Origin of the sequence: Streptomyces sp. NPDC059010, assembly GCF_042740355.1 — a bacterium.
Taxonomy (GTDB): domain Bacteria; phylum Actinomycetota; class Actinomycetes; order Streptomycetales; family Streptomycetaceae; genus Streptomyces.
In genome coordinates this window covers 27,880-49,798 of sequence record NZ_JBHYJA010000008.1, presented here as the reverse complement: position 1 = coordinate 49,798, position 21,919 = coordinate 27,880, and the positions used below count along the sequence as shown (strand labels likewise).

Here is a 21,919-nt window from a genome sequence, read left to right as displayed (position 1 = left end):
TCGATCCGGACCCGTGCCGTGCGGGCGTCGGACCTTTTCCCCGCCCTGTACCCCCGCCTCGCCGGATGGTGCCGCCTACTCGTCTACGAGGACTAGACGGCCCACGAGATCGCCTCGGAGGCCTTCACCAGGCTGTGGGCCCGCTGGAGCCGTGTGGAGGAACCGCGCGGTTTCCTCTACGTCACCGCGGCCAACCTCGTCCGGGACCACTGGCGCAAGCTGGAGCGTGAGCGCAAGGCGATGCGCCGGGCCGGGACGGAGGCGGCGGTCAACTCCCACACGGAAACGGAACAGGCGGACCCGTCGATCCGCCTGATGGTCCAGTCCCTCCCCGAACGCCTGCGCACCCCGATCCTCCTCCACTACTACGCTGACATGCCGATCCGGGAGGTGTCCGTGCTGACCGGACGCAAGGAAGGAACCGTCAAGGCCGACCTGCACGCGGCCCGCGAACTGCTCCGCGTCCACCTGAGGAGAAGCCTTGACCAGACGCTATGACGAGGAGGGCGGCGGCGCGGAGCGGCTGGACGGTCCGGAAGGTCGGCTGGACGGCCCGGAGTTCGGTCCGGACGACCCCCTCGCGGTGATCCTCCGCCTGCCCTCGGGCTACCTGGCCCCGCCCCCCGGCCACTACGACGCGATCCGCCGCAGGGCATCCCGGCGCCGTCTGCTGCGTACGGCGGCCGGGGTCGGCGCGACCTGCGCGGTCGCGGCGCTCATCGCGGTGCCGCTGTATCTGGCGAGGCCCGACGGCACCCCGACGCCTCCGCTGGCACCGCCGCCGGCGAGCGGCCGTACGACACCGGCACCGACGCCGACACCGTCGGAGCCGTCGCCGACCCCCACCCCGAGGGAGTCGACGGGCGGCTCGGCCTCGCCCACCCGGACGGTGCCGCCGGAGTCCGCCGGCCCTTCCTACGGTTCACCGGCGACACCGGCCCCGTCGTCGACACCCACGGCGACACCGACGGCGGAGCCGACAGCGGTGCCGACGACAGGGCGGGTCGAACCCTCGGACGGCGGCGCGACCAGCAGCGAGGCCGCACCCGCACCTGAGACCGGCGCGGCTCGAAGGTAGCGGCGGACGAGATCAACGCACGTCGACGAAGTCCCCGGCCGTCTTGACCGCCGGAGTGGTGGCCGTACCGGCGAAGTTCCAGCGCCAGTAACCGTCGCGGTTGGCGGTGACGCTGGTCCGCAACTTGCCGGTCCCGTCGGTCTTCACGGTCTTGACGGTGCTGTAGGTGCTGCTGTCCTTCGGACGGAACTGGAGCTGCACGGGCTGATAGGTGTAGCCCGCGTAGACGTACCGGTCCCAGTTGGCCCGGGCGAGCTTGCCCGTGACGGTGATGGCCTTGCCCTTGGTGACCGGCTCGGGCGAGGCGTCGACGCTGAGCGTGGAGCGCCGCTTCACCGGGTGGGTGCCGTAGACACCGCCGTAGTAGTCACCGTCCTTCGCCTTGAGCTGGACGTACACGTCCCAGGGCCCGGCCAGGGCGTTGCGGGGCAGGTCGATGTCCCTGTCCAGCTTGACCGTGAGCTTGCAGGTGGACCTGGTGGCGCTGCTGGCCGTGCAGGTCGGCTCGCCGTGGTACGACCAGTAGTCGTCCCCCTTCTCCCGGTCGATCTGCAGAAACGCGAGATCCTTACCGATCCCGGAATCGTCCGAAGCGGTCACCGAGATGGTGAACGACTCCGTCCGCGAGATCCCGAAGACGATGCTCTTGCCTCCGTTCACGGACACCTTCTCGATCACCACACCGGTCTCCGCGGCATGCGCGGGAGCGACGGTGAGAGCGGAGCCGCACAGGGCGAGGGCGCCGGTGAGCACGGCACCTATGGATGCTGAACGCATGAATCCCCACAAGTTCGAGCCGGCCCCACGATCCTGGATCCCCCCTGGTCGCGGGCACGGCGGGTGGCGTGAGGATACGGCACGGGGTGTCATGGCGTCGCGGGCGCCCGCCTACTTGCTCTGCTGCCGCCGCACCATCTCGTTGATCCAGATCGCGTCTTATGTACGGGCCCGGCGTGACTGGTCGTCGGGTGGGTGCGGAAAATGCCTGGCGGCTTCGAGTGCGCGGCGTTACGCTCGCCCGCGATGACGACTCACTCTGTTGCCAGATTGGGGGTCCCGTCCGCGCCAGGTGAGTGCTGATGAGCACTCGGATCGCGTACGGGGAATCCCCGCTTTCCTTTCTCTCTTTTTGGCCGCGCGTGCGCGAGTTCGCCGTGCCGGCCTCTGTGATCGAGACCGCGACCACCCGCCGGCTGGCGGGGGACTGGGCGGGGGCGTGTGCCGCCGCTGGTTTCGATGTCGATCTCCGGCTGCGTTCCGTGGCCCGTGACCACGGCCGGGACATCGCCGGGCAACTCCGCGACGACCTCCGCAATCTCGCTCCCGACCTGCTGCGCTGGCACATGCCGAGGATCGCTCCCGACGGTCTGCTGCGGCCGGGGCTGACGCTCACGCTGGCCACGTACGGCGGTGGGGTGCGGGGGCCCGGGGCCGGGCGCCGACGCCCGCTGCATCTCGTGGTGCGGACACCGCCTGCGTGGGCCGACGCCGGTCAGCGGATCAGCCTTGCCTTGTGGGGCGGGGCCGGGGGCCGGGGTGGGCCCGCGTGCGGCGGCGGTGCTGGCTCGTATCCGCATCCTCGGCCCAACCGGCGGTTCCGCCTCGATCTGCACCGGCATCTGTGGGATGCGCGCCGGGCCGCTGAGCTGCGGGTCCGGGCCGGGGGACCGGCGAGGGCGGATCCGGATCTGCCGGGGGGCGTGCCGTACGGACGCCGTTGTGCCGTCGACCGGTGGGCGGAAGAGGCGCGGATACTGCTGCGCGCCGAGGGGCGGTCCGGCGGTGCCGTGCTGGTGCGGTTGGGGGGACGGCATCGGCTGGTGCTGGAACTGCCGGTCGAGGATCGGGGCGGTCCGGGTGGGGAGGCCGTACCGCGGATCGCCGAGTCCGGCAGCGGTCGCTCCTCCGCGCTTCCCCTGTTGCCCGACGCCGCGACCTGGGTGCTGCCCGACCTGGAGTTGCTCCACGCCGGGCTCATCGACGCCGAGCGGCTGCATCCGCTGGTCGCCTCCGCCCTCGTACGCGAACATGCGGTGTCGCCGCAGCCGTCGCCTTCGCCGTCCCCGGGGCGGACAGGGCAGCCGCGCCTCGTCGAGTGCCGGGGTGCGCGGCATCGGATCGGTCTGGTCGACGGCGTACTCGTGCCGTTGGACCACGACCCGGCCGAGATCCGGCGGGAGGAACTGCTGGCCGCCCTGACCGGCACACCGCTCCCCTGTCTGCAGGTCATCGACGAGGCGCATCGGCGTCCGGAGTGCCTGCCCGATGTTCGCGAGCGCCTCGACCACGGCGACTTCGCCGGTGCGCTGGCCGTCGTGGAGGGGCTGCTGGGGCCCGATGCGGTGTTGCGGGACGGGGCGTTGCGGGAGGAACTGGAGGAGGCGGCGCGGCGGCGGATCACCTACGGGCTGTTCCGGGCCGGGTTGGCCGGACCCGGACCCGGACCCGAGTCCGGACGCGGGCCGGGACCTGGCCGTGTCCGTTACGACGAGCGCGGGCGCCCCCGCGACCATCGCGCGCACCCGCGGCACGCGACCTTTCCCTGACCGACGCGCGATGCGCAGTGCGCACGACCCGTCGCCGCGCGCCCAACTCCTCGTGCTCGGCGGCCGATTGACCTCTCCGTACCGGGGACTGCCGTCCCCCCGAACCCCACAGGTGATCCCACATGCCCACACGCACCACCGAGAACCACCCCTCCCCCTCTCCCTCCCCCACCCCCTCTTCCTCCCAACTCGATGTCGCCGCGGACCTGTTGGCCCTTCTCGGCGACACCACCACCGAACCCCGCCCCGACACCCAGTTGGAGGCCCTGACCCTGGCCGTCGCCGCCGACCTGCCCGTTCTCCTCTGGGGCGAGCCGGGGATCGGCAAGACCGCGGCGCTCACACAGCTCGCCGCCGCTCTGGACCTGCCGCTCACGACGGTGATCGCCAGCGTCCACGAGCCGTCCGACTTCTCGGGGCTGCCCGTCGTCGGCGACGATCCGGCCGAGCAGGGCGTACCCATGGCTCCGCCGGACTGGGCCGTGCGGCTCGTGCGGGCCGGGCGGGGGCTGTTGTTCCTGGACGAGTTGTCGACGGCGCCGCCGGCCGTACAGGCCGCGTTGCTGCGGCTGGTGCTGGAACGGCGGGTGGGGGCGTTGACGTTGCCGCCGGGCGTGCGGATCGTGGCCGCCGCCAACCCGCGGTCCTCGGCGGCCGACGGCTGGGAGCTGAGCGCGCCGTTGGCCAACCGTTTCGTGCATCTGCAGTGGGCCCACGACCACGAGGTCGTCGTACGCGGACTCGGCGGGACCTGGCCGCGGGCGACCCTGCCGCGGCTCGACCCCGGGAGGCTGGCGCAGGCCGTGGACTTCGCGCGGCGTGCGGTGTGCGGGCTGCTGTCCGGGCGGCCGGGGCTCGTGCACCGGCTGCCGAACAGCGAGACGCGTCGGGGTGGCCCGTGGCCCTCGCCGCGGAGCTGGGAGATGACACAGCGGCTGATCGCCTTCGCGAACGCCGCCGGATCGTCCCGTGATGTGCTCTCGCTGCTGGTCAGGGGCACCGTGGGGGACGGTCCTGGGCTGGAGTTGCTGGCGAGCGTGGACCGGATGGACCTGCCGGACCCCGAACTGCTGCTCGCCGATCCGGCCGGTGCCGTGCTGCCCGAGCGGGGGGATCTGCGGCAGGCCGCGCTGGACGGGGTGGTGGAGGCGGTACGGGCGCGTCCGGAGCGGCTGCGGTGGGACGCGGCGTGGGCGTTGCTGGTGCGGGCGATGGAGACCGGGGCGCCGGACCTGGTCGTCGTCCCGGCGTCCACGCTCGCCTCGCTGCGGCAGGAGGACTGGGATGTGCCGACGTCGATCGAACGGCTCGCGGGAGTCGTGGGATTGTCCCGGCGGGCGGATGAGGCGGCGGGGCGCAGTGCGGCGGCTGCGGCGCGGGCGAAGCGATGAGGACGGGCTCGTCGGGTACACCCGAGCACACCCCTAGCCCGCTCTCGGGGTCAGCGGGCACGGCCGAGGACATGCCCCGCCCGCTCCCGGGCTCCGCGCGAGCGCCCCACGGCACACCCCGCCCCCTCGACCGCGACAAACTCTTCGCCGCCCGGCTCCACGCCGCCCGCGTCCGCCCCTACCTCGCGACCGCCCTCTTCGCCCTGCACATCGTCGAGTCGAAGGACGTACCGACGATGGCCGTGGACCGGCACTGGCGTTGCTATGTCTCGCCCGCGTTCGTGGACCGTACGCCGGTGGAGGAGCTGGCCGGGGTGTGGGTGCACGAGGTGTCGCATCTGCTCCGGGATCACCACGGGCGCAGCGATCGCGTCGCGCGTGAGCGCGGGCTGACCGGACCGGGCGAGCGGCTGCGGATGAACATCGCGGCGGACTGCGAGATCAACGACGACGTCTACGGCGAGGGCCTCGCCAAGCCCCAGGGCGCCGTCGAGCCCGAGACCCTGATGCTGCGGGACGGTGAGCTGATGGAGGACTACCTGCGTCAGTTCCGGCTCGGTCCGCGTATGCAGGACCTCGCCTGGCTGGACTGCGGCAGCGGTGCCGACGGGCTGGAGCGGGAGTGGGATCTGGGGGCGGACGGTGCGCACGGGCTCAGCGCGCAGGAACGGGACGCCGTCCGCTTCCGGGTGGCTCAGGGCATCACCGGGCGGCCGGGGGACGCCTCGCAGGGGTGGCAGCGGTGGGCCGAGGAGGCCTTCCATCCGCCCCAGCCGTGGCGGGAACTGCTGGGCGCGGCGGTCCGCTCGGCGGCGTCCGGTCCGGGTGCCGGCGAGGACTACACATACGGCCGTCCCTCGCGCCGCTCGGCCTCGGTGCCCGGCGTCGTCCTGCCGAGCCTGCGGCGCCGGCCGCCCCGCGTCTGTGTCGTCATCGACACCTCCGGGTCGGTCAGCGACGCCGAGCTGGGCAGTGCGCTGCTGGAGGTCGCCGCGATCTCCCGGGCCGTGGGCGGGCGGCGCGACCTGGTCAGCGTGGTGCCGTGCGACGCGGCGGCCGGGGGTGTGCACCGGCTGTGCCGGGCCGAGGGGATTCCGCTGGTCGGGGGCGGCGGCACGGATCTGCGCGCGGGTTTCGCCAGGGCGTTGCGGGCACGGCCCCGGCCCGATGTCGTCGTGGCCCTGACCGACGGGCAGACACCCTGGCCGAGCTCCCGACCGCCGTGCCGGACGGTGGTGGGGCTGTTCCCCCGGCCACGGGCGCGAGGCGCGCGGGTCGAGCGGGATCCCGAGTACGTGCCGGACTCGCCGCCGGACTGGGCGCGGGTGGTCGAGATCGGGTCGGGCTCCGGTGGGCGGTGAGCTCGGTGAGGCAGGGCGGTGAGGTCGCCGCAGGTCAGTTCTGGCAGCCGCATCCCGCGGTGCTCTTGGCCTCGCCGACGGTGACGGACGGGTCGGTCGCCTGCTCGGCAGGGGTGCAGCAGGCGGTGACGCCGCAGCAGGAGTCGGCCTCCGCAGCGGGCGCCGTGGCGGTCGGGCCGGTGACGGCGGTGGGCTTGGTGGCGCGGACGATGGCGGAGTGCATGCCGTCGGCGACCGAGTGGGTCGGGGTGATCTCGATGTCGGTGAACCCGGCGGACTCCAGGCCCGCGCGGAATTCGGCGAAGGAGAGGGCGCCGGCGATGCAGCCGACGTAGTCGCCGCGTTCGGCCCGCTGTTCGGCGGTGAGGGTGTCGTCGGCGACGATGTCGGAGACGCCGATGCGGCCGCCGGGCTTGAGGACGCGGAACGTCTCCGCGAACACGGCGGGCTTGTCGACCGACAGGTTGATCACGCAGTTGGAGATCACGACGTCGATCGTGTTCGCGGGCAGCGGGACGGCCTCGATGGTGCCCTTGAGGAACTCCACGTTCGTCGCGCCCGCCTTCGCCGCGTTGGCCAGGGCGAGTTCGAGCATCTCCTCGGTCATGTCCAGTCCGTAGGCCTTGCCGGTGGGGCCGACGCGGCGGGCGGAGAGCAGGACGTCGATGCCGCCGCCGGAGCCGAGGTCGAGGACGCGCTCGCCTTCGCGCAGTTCGGCGACGGCGGTGGGGTTGCCGCAGCCGAGGGAGGCGGCCAGGGCCTCGGCGGGCAGAGTGTCGCGCTCTTCCGCGGCGTACAGGGCGGAGCCGAGGTTCTCGTCGACCTCGACCGGCTCGGGTCCGCAACAGGCGGTGCCGCCGTCGGTGACCTTCACGGCCGCCTCGGCGTACCGGCGACGGACGGTTTCCCTCAGGTCGGTGGACTGCTCGTTCATGACTCACTCCCCGGAACTGCCTGTATTGACGTTCGTTGATGCAACCTTGCGCCTTGAATCGAAGGATGTCAATATAGAAGCATGTCGAAACAAGAGCTTGAGGTGATCGGCCAGGACGCCGCCTGCTGCCCGGGCCTGTCCGCCGCGCCGCTCGACGAGGACCAGGCGGCCGATCTGGCCAAGGTCTTCAAGGCCCTGGGCGATCCGGTCCGGCTGCGGCTGATGTCGATGATCGCCTCGCGTGGCGAGGGCGGTGAGGTCTGTGTGTGCGAGCTGACCCCGGCGTTCGACCTGTCCCAGCCGACGATCTCCCACCACCTCAGGCTGCTGCGGCAGGCCGGGCTCACCGACTGCGAGCGTCGCGGCACCTGGGTGTACTACTGGGTGCTGCCCGGTGTCCTGGACCGGCTCGCCGCGTTCCTGACCGTCCCGCAGTCCGCCGGGGCCACCGCGCAGCCCGCCGGGGCCACCGCGTGAACGCCTCGCTCGGCCGCCGGGTCGCCGCCGAGACCGTCGGGACCGGGCTGCTGGTCGCGGTCGTGGTCGGCTCCGGCATCCAGGCCACCGAGCTGTCGCGTGACGTCGGTGTGCAGTTGCTCGCCAACTCCCTCGCGACCGTCTTCGGCCTGGGCGTGCTCATCCTGCTGCTCGGGCCGGTCTCCGGTGCGCACTTCAACCCCGCCGTCACCCTCGCCGCCTGGCTCACCGGCCGTCGCACGCCGGGCGGCCCGGCCCTGCGGGACGTCGCGGCGTACCTGCCCGCCCAGATCCTGGGCGCGATCGGCGGGGCGGTCCTGGCCGACGCGATGTTCGCCGAGCCGCTGGTGCGGTTCTCCACCCAGGACCGGTCAGCCGGCCATCTGTGGCTGGGCGAGGTCGTCGCCACGGCCGGGCTGATCCTGCTGATCCTCGGCCTCGGCCGGACCGGCCGCGCCGCGCTCGCCCCGGCCGCGGTCGCCGCGTACATCGGGGCCGCCTACTGGTTCACCTCCTCCACCTCGTTCGCGAACCCCGCGGTGACCATCGGGCGGGCCTTCACCGACACCTTCGCCGGCATCGCGCCCGCCTCCGTCCCCGCGTTCATCGCCGCCCAACTGGTGGGCGGCGCACTCGGAATCGGCATCGTGGCCATGGTCTACGGCACGCGCCGCGTACCGGCACGGCCCGAGGCGTCCGTCCCGCCCGCGGAACGCGAACTCGCCTCCTCCTGACCACCCGCCTCGCCCTCCCTCGCCCCGCCTCCGAGAAGGACCCCGCCATGAGCACCTCCGCTTCGCGCCCGTCAGTGCTGTTCGTCTGCGTCCACAACGCCGGACGCTCCCAGATGGCGGCCGCCTTCCTCGCCCACCTGGCGGGCGACCGCGTCGAGGTCCGTTCCGCCGGGTCCGCCCCCGCCGACACCGTCAACCCGGCCGTGGTCGAAGCGATGAGCGAGGTCGGCATCGACATCTCCGCCCAGACCCCGAAGATCCTCACGACCGAGGCCGTCCAGGCATCCGACGTCGTGATCACCATGGGCTGCGGCGACGCGTGCCCCGTCTTCCCCGGCAAGCGGTACCTCGACTGGCAGCTCGACGACCCGGCGGGCCAGGGCGTGGACGCCGTACGCCCCATCCGCGACGCGATCGAGACCCGCGTCCGCACGCTGATCTCGGACGTCACATCCGGCTGACGACGCCCGGCTGACGACGCCCGGTTGCCGTCCACCCTGCCGTCCCTCCGCTGTACTCCCCGCCGTCCCTCCCGTCGTACCCATGGCGGACCCAACGCCCGATCCCTACTGCGTTTTCAGTACAGGCGATTGTCGGCAGCCACACGACGACACGGCACGCCCTCTCCCGAGAGTCTGGGCAGACGTTCGAGTCCCAGATGTGGAGACCCCCTGCCGTGGCTACTTTCCTGTATCGAGTGGGCCGTCTGGCCTTCCGGCGGCGCTGGTACGTCGCCCTGGTCTGGGCGGCCGTGCTGGCCGCCGTCGGGTTGGGTGCGCTGAAGGCCCCGGGCGCGGCCGACGAGGAGTTCTCGATGCCGGGCATCGAGTCGCAGAAGGCGTTCGACCTGATGGGGGAGCGCTTCCCGGGCGCGACGGCCGACGGCGCCACCGCGCGGGTCGTCTTCGTCGCGCCCGGCGGTCAGAAGGTGACCGCCGTCGAGAACAAGCAGGCCGTCGAGGCGGCCGTGGCCGAGCTGGGCGACGGCTCGCAGGTGGCGTCCGTCGCCGATCCGTTCCAGGCGAAGGCGGTGAGCAAGGACGGTACGACGGCGTTCGCGACCGTCACCTTCAAGGTGAAGGCCAACGACCTCACCGACGCCAGCCGGACGCATCTGGAGAAGGCGATCGACGACGCCAGGGACTCCGGGCTGACCGTCGAGGCCGGCGGCACCGCGATGGACGACGGGGGCGGTGCGGGCGGCATGGCCGAGGTCATCGGCATCGCGATAGCCGCCGTCGTACTCCTCGTCACCTTCGGGTCCCTCGCCGCCGCCGGGCTGCCGCTGCTGACCGCCGTCGTGGGGGTCGGCGTCAGCATGGCCACGATCCTCGCCCTGTCCGACGCCCTCGGTCTGTCCACCACGACCGGCACCCTCGCGATGATGCTGGGCCTCGCGGTCGGCATCGACTACGCCCTGTTCGTCGTCTCGCGGTACCGGGAGGAACGCGCCAAGGGCCGTACACCGCAGGAGGCGACCGGCCTCGCCGTCGGTACGGCCGGGTCGGCGGTCGTGTTCGCCGGGCTCACCGTCGTCATCGCGCTGGCCGGGCTGGCGGTCGTCGGCATCCCGATGCTCACCAAGATGGGGCTGGCCGCGGCGGGCGCGGTCGTCGTCGCCGTGCTCGTCGCGCTGACGCTGGTGCCCGCCTTCCTCGGCTTCTGGCCCAACGCCGTGCTGCCGAGGAAGGCCCGCAAGAGCGGCCGTATCGAAGAGAGCAGCGGTGACAACGGCGGCACCCGGTGGGCGCGGTTCGTGCTGCGGCGGCCCCTTCCCGTGCTGCTCCTCGGCGTCGTCGGCCTCGGCGCGCTCGCCGTGCCGATGACCCAGTTGCAGCTGGGCATGCCCGGTGACGAGGCCAAGGCGGCGTCCACCACCGAGCGGCGGGCCTACGACGCGCTCGCCGAGGCGTTCGGGCCGGGCTTCAACGGGCCGTTGACCGTCGTCGTGGACGCCAAGGGGGACGCGGATCCGAAGGGTGCCGTCACCACGATCAGCGAGGAGATCGGCGGCACGAGGGGGGTCGTGTCCGTGTCTCCCGCCCGCTTCAACGGCGCCGGTGACACCGCCGTCTTCTCCGTCGTGCCGTCCACCGCGCCGACCGACGAGAAGACCAAGGACCTGGTGACCACCATCCGGGGCGAACGGGACGGCGTAGAGGCCGGGACCGGGGCGACGTTCGAGGTCACCGGCACCACCGCGATGAACATCGACATCGCCGACAAGGTGCAGGCCGCGCTGGTCCCGTATCTGATCGTCGTGGTCGGGCTCGCGATCGTGCTGCTGCTGGTGGTCTTCCGGTCGCTGCTCGTCCCGCTGAAGGCGGCCCTGGGCTTCCTGCTGTCGGTGCTGGCCTCCCTCGGCGCCGTGGTCGTGGTCTTCCAGCAGGGGCACGGCGCCGAACTGCTGGGCGTGGAGCAGACCGGGCCGATCATGAGCCTGATGCCGATCTTCCTGGTGGGCATCGTCTTCGGGCTGGCCATGGACTACGAGGTCTTCCTCGTCTCGCGGATGCGGGAGGCGTACGTCCACGGGGAGCGGCCCGGGCAGGCGGTCGTCTCCGGGTTCCGGCACAGCGCCCGCGTGGTCGTGGCCGCCGCGCTGATCATGATCGCGGTGTTCGCCGGGTTCATCGGCGAGAGCGACTCGATGATCAAGATGATCGGGTTCGGACTCGCCACGGCCGTCCTCCTCGACGCCTTCGTCGTACGGATGGCGATCGTGCCCGCCGTGCTCGCGCTGCTCGGCGACAGGGCCTGGTGGCTGCCGAAGTGGCTGGACCGGATCCTGCCGCGCGTGGACGTGGAGGGCGAGGCGCTCACCCGGCGGACGGAGACCGAGACGGAGGCGGAGGCTGAGCCCGGGACCGGCCCGGCGGATCCGGCGGACCCGGCCGGGCTGGAAGTGGCGCGCACCTGATCCGCCCGACCGTCCCACCCGCCCGCCATTACGGGCCGCCCGCGACCCAGGACGAGGTCGCGGGCGGCCCCGTCGGCCGTCCGCGCCCGGATCGTCCACCATGGCCTGAGCTCGTTCACCACGGCCTCTGCTCGTCCACCACGGCCTCAGCTCGTCCACCATGGCCTCAGCAGCACATCGACCGGAGAGCACCATGACCACCCACCAGGAGCGCCGCTACGCGGACCGCATCGAGGAGTTCGCGGACCGCCACCCCTTGGTCGTCGACCTGGTCGTCGTCGCGGCGCTGATGGGCTCCGCGACCCTCGGCGGCCAGCTCACCCTGCCCGGCGCCGAGCCGCCGGACCAGGACAGGACCAGCGCCGTTCTCCTGGGCATCTCCTGCCTCGCCCTGCTGAAGCACCGCACCCACCCGCGTACCGCCCTCGTCGTCACCGCGGTCTGCACGGTCGCCGTCGTGGCGGCGGGATACCTGGTCACGCCACTGCTGCTGGCGCCGATCATGGCGGCGCTGTTCTGGCTGTCCAGCCACACCGACCGCAGGACCACCCGCGCCTACGGCATCCCCACCGTCCTGGCGCTGATGCTCGCGGCCGCGCTCTCCGACTCCATGGACCACATCTCGCTGCTGCTGCGGACGATCGGCCCGTTCTTCTGGCTGATGCTGCCCCTGGCCGCCGGCAAGATGACCCAGCTGCGCCGCGCCTATGTGCGCTCGATGCAGGCCCGCGCCGAGCACGCCGAGCGCACCCGGGAGGAGGAGGCCCGGCGCAGGGTCACCGAGGAACGTATGCGCATCGCCCGTGAGCTGCACGATGTCGTCGCCCACCATCTGGCGCTGGCCAACGCCCAGGCCGGTACGGCCGCGCACCTGGCGCTCGCCAGTCCGGAGCAGTCGCAGAAGATCCTCACCGACCTGACCGGCACCACGTCCTCCGCGCTGCGCGAGCTGAAGGCCACGCTGGGGCTGCTGCGGCAGAACGACGACCCGGACTCCGCGTCGCTGGAGCCGTCGCCCGGGCTGGTCCGGCTGCCCGAACTGGTCTCGGCGTGCGCCTCCGCGGGGGTCACCGTCACGGTCACCACGGAGGGGGAGCCGCGGCCGCTGTCCCCCGGCGTGGACCTGACGGCGTTCCGCATCGTGCAGGAGGCCCTCACCAACGTCACCAAGCACGCCACCGTGGAGTCCGCCCACGTCCGGCTCGCCTACTCCGGCGCCCGCCTGTCGATCACGGTCAGCAACGACGGCCCCACGCCAGCGCCCGGGGGCGCCGGGGCCGCGCCTTCCCAGGGCTTCGGCGTCATGGGCATGCGCGAGCGCGCCCACTCCATCGGCGGCGAACTCCACGCGGGCCCCCGCCCCGAGGGAGGCTTCGAGGTCACCACCGCACTGCCCCTCCAGCCGCACGGCGCCGCGGAGGACGCGACGCCGTGACGGCCGGGGTGTGCAGCGGCAGGCGGGGCCGGCTCAGTCGGAGGTCAGGTGGACCGTGGCCGTGCTGTACGCGTAGGAATGCCGCCCGTCGCCGCCGTACCAGACCGTGTACTGGACGTCGCCCTTGGCCTTCGGGCGGTCGGTGTAGCTGAAGGTGCCGTCCGCGGCGACGGGCGCGGAACCGATCAGCGTGCCCTCACCCGCGGCGGGGTCGTCGAGCCGCCAGATGTCGACGGTGCCGCCCGTGCCGAAGCCCACGGGCGCGTCGAGCTTGCCGCTGAGGGTGAGCGGCTGGTTCCGGGGCGAGGAGGCGGGGGCCTGCACGGTGACGGTGGTGGGGACCTGCGGGTGGTTCAGGACCTGCAGCGTCAGGGTCGAGGAGTTGCTGTCCTTGGTGACGGCGAAGAGGCGCGTGGCGTCCGGGGTCCAGGCCAGACCGCCCGACTGGAGGGTGGTGGTGGCGTACGGCGACGGCGCCGGGAAGTCCCAGGAGTGGAAGTCCGTGGACGCGCCCGGCGCGAACAGGCGGACGTCGGGCGAGTTGGCGCCGTCGACGCCCGCCGCGACCGTGCCGTCGGGGGCGATGGCCACCGCGTTGGGGTAGTGGCTGGTGGCGTAGCGGCCGTCGTCCGCGAGGTCGGCGGTGCGGAACACCTGGTGGTAGTACGGCGAGGCGCACGCGACGACGACCCGCTCGGCGTCCGGCGTCAGGGCCAGGTCCTGGAGGCTCGCGCACCCCTCCGGCCCCGGATCGACGCGCCGTGCCTGGGCGTCGGCCCGGCCGGCGCTCACGTCGTACACCGCCAGCGCGGCGGCGTTGCCGTCGGACTCGGCGGCTACGAGGGTGTCCGGATGCTGCGGGGTGGCGGCCAGCCGGGGCGAGCCGCGGAAGGTGTCGAGGCCCTGGTCCCGGGTGACGACGGGCTGCCCGCCGCCCAGGTCCAGGGAGCCGAGGGCGCCGCGCCAGGTGTCGAGGCTGTAGCCGAACCAGATCTTCCCGCCGGCCAGCGCCAGGGAGGTCGGGCCCGCGTAGGCGCCCGCTCCGGTGCCGGTGTCGTAGCGGGCGGTCTCCTCCAGGGTGACGGTGTCGATCGCGGCGATCGCGCCGGCGTCGCGCAGGGCCACGTACAGCGTGCCGGAGTCGCCGGACAGCGCGACGCCCCAGGCACCGGCCTCACCGTCGATCCGCTTCACGACCTGGCCGGTGTAGTCGGTCACCAGGACGCTGCCGCCGAAGGGGTCGCTGAGGAACACCTGTTGGTGGGCCGAGTCGACGGCCATGTCCCGGTAGGAGCCGATCGGCAGCGGGCTGCCGGTGTCCGCGGCGGCCGAGGTCGTTCCGAGGCCGAGGAACGTCAGGCTCAGGGCAGCGGAGAGCGCTGCTCTTTCTGCGAACTGTCTGATGCGCACGGGTGCGGTCTCTTCCTTCGCTGGGACGTCTGCGATGAGCGCCGTCCGTCATGATCAACAGACGGCACTCATGCAGCGCAGCGGCCCGGAAGGACGTCACACCGTGCGGTGTGTACGGCGGGTGCGGTGGGTGCGGCTCAGAGGCCGAACTCCTGCGGGGACAGGCCGAGTACCGAGCACGCCTCGCGCAGGGCCTGCTCCTCGGCCGGGGCGACGTAGCCGTCCGCGCCCGCGACGACGAAGCCGGTCTGGACGACCGCCCTGGCCTCCGTCGGCTTCTTCGACGCCTTGGCGATTTCCTGCAGGGCGTCCTGCTTGCCCTGCTGGAAGTTGTACGCCAGCTGGTCGACGTGCTTGTTGAAGCGCTGGCGCAGTTGCTCGGAGGGGAAGTTCTGCAGGACGTCGTTGTTCAGGATCAGCGACTCCACATGCTGCCGCTCGGCCGGGTCGACGTGCCCGTCGGCGGCGGCGACCAGGGCGCACATGGCCATGCTGGCGTCCCGGTAGGCGCCGCTCTTCAGCTCCGTCTTGAGCGAGGTGAGCTGGGACTTGAGGGCGCTCACCAGCTGCGCCTTCGAACCGCCGGAGGACCCCGAGCCCGGTCGGCCGCCGTGTCCGCCGGCGCCGTGCCCGCCGCCCCGCGCGCCCTGGGCCTGCTGCTGCAGACCCTTGGCCTGGTCCTTGATCCGATCCCACATCGCCATCCGTGCCACCTCGGCTTCAGCCCGTGTCGTTCCGGTCGCGAACGCGAATCCGCGCATCGTCCTGCCAACTCCCCGCGCACCCTCGAAGTTCCCGGGCCGGGTCCCTCCGGGGGCCCCTCGGGGGGTCCCTCCGGTCCGGCCCGCTGACCTGCTGGAGCCGTGCGCCGACGCGCACAGGGGTACCGTAAAAACGTGACAAATGGCGCAACTCCGATGGAAGCCGGAGTGTGATGCCATGGCTCACCGACACACCACCCCGTCCGGTGGCTCCGGAGACCTGCTCCAGACGCTCGGCGACCTGACCGGGCGGATCCTGGACCGGATCAAGTTCCAGCAGGCCCGCGTGGAGCTCGCCGCCGCCCTGCAGCGGCAGGTCCTCGCGGCCGAGCTGCCGGTCCTGCCCTGTCTGCACGCGGCGGGCCGGTACGCGCCCGCGCGGGCCGGGCTGGACATCGGGGGCGACTGGTACGACGGCTTCGTCATGCCGGACGGCTCGGTGGGGTTCGCGATCGGGGACGTACAGGGGCACGACGTCGAGGCGGCGGCGCTGATGGGGCAGGTGCGCACCTGTCTGCGGGCCGTCGCGATCGCGACCACGGATCCGGCGGAGGTGCTCCGCCGGACCAACGACCTGCTCGTCGACATGGCCTCCGGTCTCTTCGTGACCTGCACGTTCCTGCGTTTCGACCCGCTCACCAACGAGCTCGCCGACGCCCGCGCCGGACATGTCCCCGCCGTATGGGCGGCTGCCGACGGACGCTGCGACATCGTGCTGAACGAGGGCGGGCTGCCGCTCGGCATCCAGGCCGGCGAGAGCTACCCGTCGACCAGCCGGAAGCTGACCGACGTGGGCGCGTTCGTGCTGGTCACCGACGGGTTGGTGGAGGGACCCAGCTATCCGATCGAGGAGGGTCTTGAGCGGGTGGCCACCCTGGCGGGCGGTGCCTGTCGCGACGATCCGGACGAACTGGCCGCGAAGATCATCAAGGTGGCGGACTCCACCGGCCACAGCGACGACGCCGCGGTCCTCGTCCTCCGGTACGGAAGGCTTCGGGAACAGCGGGTGTGGCAGGACGAGGGGTGACGGCATGAGCGGCACGCCCCGGCTGCAGGGGCAGGCGGGGACGACGACCGGCACGGCACACGGTGCGCGGAGCCGCCGGTACGCCGTCGACGGCGTACGGCTCGTCTGCGTCGTCGCCGCCTATTACCTCAGCGCCAAGCTCGGGCTCCAGCAGGAGCTGGTGCGGGGTCAGGTCACGCCGTTCTGGCCGCCCACCGGCATCGCCCTCGTCGTGCTGCTGCTGTGGGGTCTGCGGATGTGGCCCGCCGTCGCGCTCGGCGCGTTCGTGGTGAACGTGACGCTCGGCCCGTCGGCCTTCCCGGTCCTCGCCATCACCGTCGGCAACACGCTCGCGCCGGTGTTCGCCTACCTGCTCCTGCGCCGGGTGGGCTTCCGTATCGCCTTGGACCGGCTCCAGGACGCCCTGGCGCTGGTGTTCCTCGGGGCCCTCGGCGGGATGGTGATCAGCGCTTCGGTGGGCACGGGAGCGCTGGTCGCCTCCGGCGCACTGGCGGGCGACGACTTCTGGCCGACCTGGTCGGTGTGGTGGACCGGCGACGCGATGGGCGTCCTGGTCGTCGCGCCGCTCCTGCTGGTCGCACGCGAGGCCCGGTGGCCGCGGGGCGTGCCCGCCCTGCGCTGGGCGGAGGCGGTGGCCCTGCTGGGCGGCACCGCGGCGGTGTCCGTCGTGGCCACGCACAGCCCGGTCAACCTGCTCTTCCTAGTTGTCCCCTTCCTGATCTGGGCGGCCTTCCGCTTCCAGCTGGCCGGCGCCGCGCCCTGCGTACTGATCACCTCCGTGATCGCCATCCACGCCGGAGCCCAGGGGGTGGGCCCCTTCGACGACCACGAGCTCCTCGCCCAGATGGTGATCCTCCAGGCCTTCAACGGCACCGTGTCCCTGACCGCCCTGGTGCTCTCGGCGGTCATCACCGAGCGCAACCACACCCTCGGGGAGATCGAGCGGGTCTGCGAGGGACTGACCGAGGCGCTGTCCCAGCTCGCCCCCGAGGAGCCCCTCGACCAGTGGCCGCCGTCCTGGCCGAAGGAAAGCGATCAGCCCAGGGGCCACAGCCCTTGAACCCCCGGGCTCCCGGACCGCCACGCCACCCGGCGCTCGCTCAGAAGCGGAAGCCGATGCCCCCGAACCCCGGCCGCTCCGCCGCCGCCCGCATCCAGGGGACACCACTGACAACGACGGGGCCGGGCGCAGCCGAAGGCCACCCGGGGCCGACCCGGGCCGTACCGGCGTGGCGTGGTTGCGAGGTCTGTTCCCGGCGCCAAGCATGGGATCCGTGCGCGTCTGTGTCGCCCTGTTCACCGCCGATCTGCGGTTGCACGACAACCCGGTCCTCCACGCCGCCGTACGGGACACCGAACGCGTCGTCCCGCTCTTCGTCGTGGACACCGGCATCCGCCGCACCGGATTCGCCGTACCCAACCGCGCGGCATTCCTCGCCGACAGCCTGGCCGACCTCGACGCCGCCCTGCGCGACCGGGGCGGGCGGCTGGTGGTGCGGGTCGGTGACGTGGTCGAGGAGACCTGCCGGGTGGCCGCCGAGACGGGGGCCGACGCGGTGCACATCGCGGGCGGGGTGAGCCGTTACGCGGCACGGCGGGAGGACCGGCTGCGCGTGCGGTTGGCCGGGGAACGGCGCCGACTGCACGTCCACGACGCCTCGTTGACGGTGGTACCGCCCGGGGCGCTGACCCCCGCGGGCCGGGGCAAGGACCACTTCGCCGTGTTCACCCCGTACTTCCGCCGCTGGGAGAACTTCTCCGTGCGTGACGTCCTGCCCGTACCGGATGCCGTACGGCTACCGGACGACGTGCGCTCGGCCGACCTGTCCCGCACCGAGTCCCTCGCCGTGGGACCCACCTCGCCGGGTCTGCCCGCGGGCGGGGAGTCCGAGGGCCGCCGCAGGCTGCGGGAGTGGCTGTCCGGCCCCCTGTCCGCATACGACGACCTGTCCGCCGACGCGACCTCCCGGCTCTCCCCCTACCTGCACTTCGGCTGCCTCTCACCCACCGAACTCCTCCACCGCGCCCGCGACTTGGACGACCCCGGCGCGCAGACGTTCGTCCGTCAGCTCGCCTGGCGGGACTTCCACCACCAGGTCCTGGCGGCCCGCCCCGACGCGGCAGACCACGACTACCGCCCCCGGCACGACCGTTGGCGCCGCGCCCCGAAGGACGTCGAGGCGTGGCGGGAGGGCCGGACGGGCTACCCCGTCGTGGACGCGGCCATGCGTCAGCTCCGTCACGAGGGCTGGATGCCGAACCGGGTCCGGATGCTCGCGGCGAGTTTCCTGACCAAGACGCTGTACGTGGACTGGCGGGTGGGCGCCCGTCACTTCCTGGACCTGCTGGTCGACGGCGATGTCGCCAACAACCAGCTCAACTGGCAGTGGGTCGCCGGAACCGGCACGGACACCCGCCCCAACCGGCTCCTCAACCCCCTTGTCCAGGCACGCCGGTTCGACCCGGAGGGGGAGTACGTACGGCGCTGGCTGCCGGAACTCCGGCACCTGGACGCCGGGACCCTCCACCGGCTCCCGCACCTCGACGGGGCCGCCCGTGCGGGACTGGACTACCCCGCCCCCATCGTGGACCTCACGGCGGCGGCCGATCGGTTCCGGGCGGGGCGGGGCATCGACTGACCGGACCGGTCCGCGCGGGCTCAGCCGTAGAGCGCCACCCTCGGTGTCACCGTGCCCTCGGCGTCCGGGTCGACGACGGTGAGCCGGTAGACCTGAGTGAGGGTCTCGCCCGCGCGCACCGTGCGCTGCGCGGTCGTGAGGTCGGTGAACAGCGTGCCGGTCTGGGCGCCGGCCTGGACGGGCTCCCAGCAGCCGTCCGCGGTACGCCGCTCCAGCTCGACGTCCGACGGGGTCAGGAACGGTCCCGCGTCCGGGGACTGCACGAGCAGCTGGGGAGCGACGGTCCGGTCCGCCGCGGAGTCATTGCGGTAGGTGACCGTGAACTCGTGCCGCTCGCCGTCGGCCTTGAGTGGGCTTGTGGGCAGGTCCACGAAGCCGGTGGGCACGGCGGCCGGCTGCCGCTGCGCCGCCGCGGCCACCGCCCCGCCGGTCTGCTGGGTGGCCGCCATGGCCGGTCCCGCCATGGCCAGACCGGACAGGGCCACGACGAGGGCCACGGAGGCGAGCCTGAGACGACTGTTCTTCAACGACACGTTCGCTGATCCTTCGGATTCGCTCGGGTGAACTGGCCTACCCGGTAGGGCTGTCGGCCACGGACGTTCTCAAGGGGACGCAGCACAGCCTAGGTGCCGGACAGCGCCCGGCGGATCGGCCGAAAGGCCGAGGACGAGGGGCCGCCTCTCTGGCCGAATGGATGAGTGCAGTCGTGAAGAACGTGTGCGGATCGCAGGGGTACGGTGCCGTGCGGCCGTAGCGACAAGAACACGGCCGCACACCCTCGCGGTGGTGGTTCCGGGCGAGTACCGCCGGGTACCCGGGGCGCCGACCGGCGAAGAGCCCGCGGAGGGCGTACACGGGAGGTGTCCATGGGAGCGGTGCGGTTTCTGTCCCGGAAGGGGCGGCGGCGGGGGCGGCGGGCCGATCCACTGGGGTCCGGGCCGCATCCCACCGACGTCGAGGCCGCCGCCCGACGGTTTCTGCTGCTCGGGGTTCTCCCCCTGTGGGTGGTGCCCGGGCTCGCGGACTGGTGGATGCACCGGCGGACCGGCATCGAGCGGACCAGCGGGACCAAGGAGTCCGCGGTGCACGCCGTGATGATGACCGAGGCCGGGGTACCGGTCGTGATCGGGCTGCTCGCCCGCGTCAATCCCCTGGTGCTCACCACGATGGGCGCGGCCGCCGTGGCGCACGGTGCCACCGCGCTGTACGACGTGTCGCTGGCGACCGGCGAGCGGGAGATCCGGCCGGTCGAGCAGCACATCCACAGCTTCCTCGAAGTGCTGCCGCTCACCGCGCTGGCGTTCACCGCCTGTCTGCACCCCGACGAGGTCCGCTCGACACTGCGCGGCGGACCGCGACCCCAGGACTGGCGTCTGCTGCCCAAGGAACGCCCGCTGCCCGCGGCGTATCTCGCGGGGCTCGCCGGGGTGATCGGGCTGGGTGTCGTCGCGCCGTACGCCGAGGAGCTGCGGCGCTGTCTGCGGGCCAGGGCCAAGGGATAGGGATACCAGGGCCAATGGATAGGGGTAGGGACAGGGCGGCCGGGCCGGGGTGTCGCGGCTCGGCTGTCGCGGTCGCGGCCGTCGCGGTCGCGGTGGGTGTCGGTCAGGTGTCCGCCACGACCCGTACGGTCCGCAGGCCCCGGTCCGCCGCGTCCGGCAGGAACATGCCCGCCTCGACCCCTGTGACCAGGTACTCCAGTACCGGCTCGGTCAGGCGTTCGCCGGGCAGGACGACCGGGATGCCGGGCGGGTAGGGGGTGATCATCTCGGCGGCGATCCTGCCGACGGCCTCGGCGGTGGGCACCTTCTCGGGCGGGGCGAAGTAGGCGTCCCGGGGCAGCCGGGCCTGGTCCATGCGCAGGCCGGCCGGGGTGGGGACGGCGACTTGAGGGGCGTCCCGCAGTTCGGCGGCGCGGTCGGCGTGGTCGGCCAGGTCGCGCAGCGCCGTGAGCAGGCGCGCCGTGGTGCGCTCGTCGTCGGCGTGGGTGAGCTGCGCGCTGATGCGCCGGTGGTCGAAGAGGTGGGCGTCGATGTGGTGGTGGGCCCGCAGCCAGTCGGCCGCCCGGTAGCCGGTGGTGCCGAGGGCGCCGATGTCCATGACGAGCGGGAGCGGGTCGAAGTCGGCGGCGAGATCCGGGCCGCAGTAGTCCGTCGCGTCGTCGACGTGGAAGCCGTCGATCTCCTCGATCGCGGCGCGGGTGCGCGCGGCCAACTCCAGTGCGCCGCCGATGAGTTCACGGCCGTGCTGGACCATCTGACGGCGCCATGCGTCGATCCCCGCGTAGATCAGGACGTTGGGGCTGGTCGTGCCGAGGAGGTCGGCCCGTGAGGCCAGTTCGGCGGGGTCGATGAGGTCGCCCTGGAGGTGGAACACCGAGCCCTGCTCCAGGCCGCTGCCCATCTTGTGGATGCTGGTGACGCAGATGTCGGCGCCCGCGTCCATGGCCCACGCCGGCAGTTCGTCGTGGAAGGGCAGGTGCGCTCCCCATGCCTCGTCCACGATGAGCGGCTTGCCGAGCCGGTGGCAGACGTCGGCGATGCCCCCGAGGTCGGCGGCGGCACCGTACGGCGTGGGGCTGGTGACCAGGGCACCGTCGGCGTCCGGATGCTCGGCGAACGCCTTCTCGTAGGCGGCCGTGGAGGGGGGATGGGCGATGTGCCGGGCGGTGTCCCACTGCGGTTCCACCCACACGGGCTCGACTCCGGACAGGATGAGCCCGGCGATGACCGACTTGTGCGCGTCGCGCCCGACGAGGAGCCGGTGGCCGGGGCAGGTCACCGCCAGCATCGCGGCCTTCACCGACAGGGAACTGCCGCAGGTGGAGAAGAACGTGTGGTCCGCGTGCACCGCGTCGGCCATCAGCCTCTCGGCCCGGGCCAGTACGCGGCCCCGGGTGAGCCGGTCGTCCAGGCCCCCGTTGGCCAGGACGTCGCCGAAGAAGACGGCGTCGCCCAGGACCGCGCGGGCGCGTGGGTCCGCGCCGCGCGCGTGTTTGTGGCCCGGGGGTGTGAATCCCAGCTCGTCCACGTTCTGATATCGGGCGAGCGCCTCCAGAACAGGGGCCTCGGCGTGGTTCGCACCCATGGGGGCCGGGTTCCCCGGGGGGGGGGGGGGGCTGGGGGGGGGGGTGGGGGGGGGGGGGGGGGGGGGGTGGTGGGGGGGGGGGGGGGGCGGGGAGTGCCGCGCGGGTCTGGAGGACAAAA

General features: G+C 72.8%; 19 protein-coding genes and 1 pseudogene. 14 read left to right on the top strand and 6 right to left on the bottom strand.

Features of this window, described 5'->3' with window-relative positions; all coding sequences use genetic code 11:
• The first annotated feature begins 3 nt into the window (after nucleotides 1-3).
• A pseudogene (locus tag ACFWYS_RS10255) lies at nucleotides 4-498 on the top strand (RNA polymerase sigma factor).
• Nucleotides 482-1,078 carry a hypothetical protein gene (locus ACFWYS_RS10250; RefSeq protein WP_384765598.1) on the top strand — a complete coding sequence of 199 codons (597 nt, stop codon included), beginning with the start codon at nucleotides 482-484 and terminating at the stop codon, nucleotides 1,076-1,078. The pseudogene ACFWYS_RS10255 and the gene ACFWYS_RS10250 overlap by 17 nt, the downstream one beginning before the upstream one ends.
• Before the next feature lie 12 nt (nucleotides 1,079-1,090).
• Here ACFWYS_RS10250 and ACFWYS_RS10245 read toward each other — a convergent pair whose 3' ends face one another.
• On the bottom strand, nucleotides 1,091-1,855 hold the full coding sequence (locus ACFWYS_RS10245) for a hypothetical protein (protein WP_384765597.1): 765 nt from the start codon (nucleotides 1,853-1,855) through the stop codon (nucleotides 1,091-1,093).
• A 302-nt stretch (nucleotides 1,856-2,157) separates the two neighbouring features.
• On the opposite strand from ACFWYS_RS10245, the gene ACFWYS_RS10240 reads away from it, so the two are divergent.
• The 3 genes from ACFWYS_RS10240 (at nucleotide 2,158) to ACFWYS_RS10230 (ending at nucleotide 6,376) form a co-directional block, all read left to right on the top strand.
• On the top strand, nucleotides 2,158-3,624 hold the full coding sequence (locus ACFWYS_RS10240) for a hypothetical protein (protein WP_384765595.1): 1,467 nt from the start codon (nucleotides 2,158-2,160) through the stop codon (nucleotides 3,622-3,624).
• Nucleotides 3,625-3,746: 122 nt separating this feature from the next.
• A complete protein-coding gene (locus ACFWYS_RS10235; protein ID WP_384765593.1) occupies nucleotides 3,747-5,015 on the top strand; it encodes an AAA family ATPase in 1,269 nt (422 codons plus the stop codon).
• A 71-nt stretch (nucleotides 5,016-5,086) separates the two neighbouring features.
• The gene (locus ACFWYS_RS10230) at nucleotides 5,087-6,376 is read left to right on the top strand and encodes a VWA-like domain-containing protein (protein ID WP_384765592.1); all 1,290 of its coding nucleotides are present in this window, start codon (nucleotides 5,087-5,089) and stop codon (nucleotides 6,374-6,376) included.
• A 34-nt stretch (nucleotides 6,377-6,410) separates the two neighbouring features.
• Here the strand turns inward: ACFWYS_RS10230 and arsM are convergent, their stop codons facing one another.
• Complete coding sequence (gene arsM, locus ACFWYS_RS10225; RefSeq protein ID WP_384765590.1) at nucleotides 6,411-7,310, bottom strand: arsenite methyltransferase; 900 nt, start codon at nucleotides 7,308-7,310, stop codon at nucleotides 6,411-6,413.
• An 81-nt stretch (nucleotides 7,311-7,391) separates the two neighbouring features.
• On the opposite strand from arsM, the gene ACFWYS_RS10220 reads away from it, so the two are divergent.
• The 5 genes from ACFWYS_RS10220 (at nucleotide 7,392) to ACFWYS_RS10200 (ending at nucleotide 12,876) form a co-directional block, all read left to right on the top strand.
• A complete protein-coding gene (locus ACFWYS_RS10220) occupies nucleotides 7,392-7,787 on the top strand; it encodes an ArsR/SmtB family transcription factor (protein ID WP_384765588.1) in 396 nt (131 codons plus the stop codon).
• The gene (locus ACFWYS_RS10215; protein WP_384765586.1) at nucleotides 7,784-8,521 is read left to right on the top strand and encodes an aquaporin; all 738 of its coding nucleotides are present in this window, start codon (nucleotides 7,784-7,786) and stop codon (nucleotides 8,519-8,521) included. Before ACFWYS_RS10220 ends, ACFWYS_RS10215 begins: the two co-directional genes overlap by 4 nt.
• 47 nt (nucleotides 8,522-8,568) lie before the next feature.
• Complete coding sequence (locus tag ACFWYS_RS10210) at nucleotides 8,569-8,982, top strand: arsenate reductase ArsC (RefSeq protein WP_384765584.1); 414 nt, start codon at nucleotides 8,569-8,571, stop codon at nucleotides 8,980-8,982.
• 215 nt (nucleotides 8,983-9,197) lie between these two features.
• The gene (locus tag ACFWYS_RS10205; RefSeq protein WP_384765582.1) at nucleotides 9,198-11,441 is read left to right on the top strand and encodes an MMPL family transporter; all 2,244 of its coding nucleotides are present in this window, start codon (nucleotides 9,198-9,200) and stop codon (nucleotides 11,439-11,441) included.
• A gap of 193 nt (nucleotides 11,442-11,634) precedes the next feature.
• Nucleotides 11,635-12,876, top strand: coding sequence for a sensor histidine kinase (locus tag ACFWYS_RS10200; RefSeq protein ID WP_384765580.1), 1,242 nt, complete (start codon nucleotides 11,635-11,637; stop codon nucleotides 12,874-12,876).
• Between the two features lie 33 nt (nucleotides 12,877-12,909).
• Here the strand turns inward: ACFWYS_RS10200 and ACFWYS_RS10195 are convergent, their stop codons facing one another.
• Nucleotides 12,910-14,286, bottom strand: a complete 1,377-nt coding sequence (locus ACFWYS_RS10195; RefSeq protein WP_384765579.1) for a hypothetical protein — start codon at nucleotides 14,284-14,286, stop codon at nucleotides 12,910-12,912.
• Between the two features lie 137 nt (nucleotides 14,287-14,423).
• Nucleotides 14,424-14,990, bottom strand: a complete 567-nt coding sequence (locus ACFWYS_RS10190) for a tellurite resistance TerB family protein (protein WP_384765577.1) — start codon at nucleotides 14,988-14,990, stop codon at nucleotides 14,424-14,426.
• A gap of 235 nt (nucleotides 14,991-15,225) precedes the next feature.
• Between ACFWYS_RS10190 and ACFWYS_RS10185 the strand changes: the two genes are divergently transcribed.
• From ACFWYS_RS10185 to ACFWYS_RS10175, 3 genes are all read left to right on the top strand, one after another.
• On the top strand, nucleotides 15,226-16,074 hold the full coding sequence (locus ACFWYS_RS10185) for a PP2C family protein-serine/threonine phosphatase (protein WP_384765575.1): 849 nt from the start codon (nucleotides 15,226-15,228) through the stop codon (nucleotides 16,072-16,074).
• A gap of 4 nt (nucleotides 16,075-16,078) precedes the next feature.
• Nucleotides 16,079-17,134 (top strand): MASE1 domain-containing protein, encoded by a 1,056-nt coding sequence (locus ACFWYS_RS10180; protein WP_384765573.1) that lies wholly within the window; start codon nucleotides 16,079-16,081, stop codon nucleotides 17,132-17,134.
• A gap of 214 nt (nucleotides 17,135-17,348) precedes the next feature.
• The gene (locus tag ACFWYS_RS10175) at nucleotides 17,349-18,713 is read left to right on the top strand and encodes a cryptochrome/photolyase family protein (protein WP_384765571.1); all 1,365 of its coding nucleotides are present in this window, start codon (nucleotides 17,349-17,351) and stop codon (nucleotides 18,711-18,713) included.
• Nucleotides 18,714-18,733: 20 nt separating this feature from the next.
• On the opposite strand, the gene ACFWYS_RS10170 is transcribed toward ACFWYS_RS10175, so the two are convergent.
• Complete coding sequence (locus tag ACFWYS_RS10170) at nucleotides 18,734-19,246, bottom strand: signal peptide protein (RefSeq protein WP_384765570.1); 513 nt, start codon at nucleotides 19,244-19,246, stop codon at nucleotides 18,734-18,736.
• A gap of 333 nt (nucleotides 19,247-19,579) precedes the next feature.
• Between ACFWYS_RS10170 and ACFWYS_RS10165 the strand changes: the two genes are divergently transcribed.
• Nucleotides 19,580-20,215 (top strand): diguanylate cyclase, encoded by a 636-nt coding sequence (locus ACFWYS_RS10165; protein WP_384765568.1) that lies wholly within the window; start codon nucleotides 19,580-19,582, stop codon nucleotides 20,213-20,215.
• 103 nt (nucleotides 20,216-20,318) lie between these two features.
• On the opposite strand, the gene ACFWYS_RS10160 is transcribed toward ACFWYS_RS10165, so the two are convergent.
• Nucleotides 20,319-21,800, bottom strand: a complete 1,482-nt coding sequence (locus ACFWYS_RS10160; protein WP_384765567.1) for an aminotransferase class I/II-fold pyridoxal phosphate-dependent enzyme — start codon at nucleotides 21,798-21,800, stop codon at nucleotides 20,319-20,321.
• Between the last annotated feature and the right edge of the window lie 119 nt (nucleotides 21,801-21,919).